The organism is Xylophilus sp. ASV27 (genome assembly GCF_016428875.1).
Lineage (GTDB): Bacteria > Pseudomonadota > Gammaproteobacteria > Burkholderiales > Burkholderiaceae_C > Xylophilus.
Genome location: NZ_JAELTO010000442.1, coordinates 1 through 252 on the forward strand (window position 1 = coordinate 1; position 252 = coordinate 252).

The 252-nt window shown below is 70.2% G+C and carries 1 protein-coding gene; it reads right to left on the reverse strand.

The window, feature by feature from the left end:
- Positions 1-121, reverse strand: a 121-nt coding sequence (locus JHD63_RS23705; protein ID WP_198973214.1) for an ATP phosphoribosyltransferase regulatory subunit, incomplete at its 3' end; no start/stop codon positions are given.
- Between the last annotated feature and the right edge of the window lie 131 nt (positions 122-252).

Genomic DNA, 252 nt, shown 5'->3' on the forward strand with positions numbered 1-252 from the left:
CGCGCACGAACAGGTCGGTGTGCTCCAGGATCGGCGTGCGGATGTTGCGATAGGCATAGCGCGCCATCAACTGGCGCACCGTGGCCTCCAGCCACTCCCAGCGCGCCGACTCGGGCGGCAGGAGGTCTGTCTCTTATACACATCTCCGAGCCCACGAGACCGTACAGGAAATCGCGTATGCCGTCTTCTGCTTGAAAAGGGGGGGGGGGGGGGGGGGGGGGGGGGGGGGGGGGGGGGGGGGGGGGGGGGGGG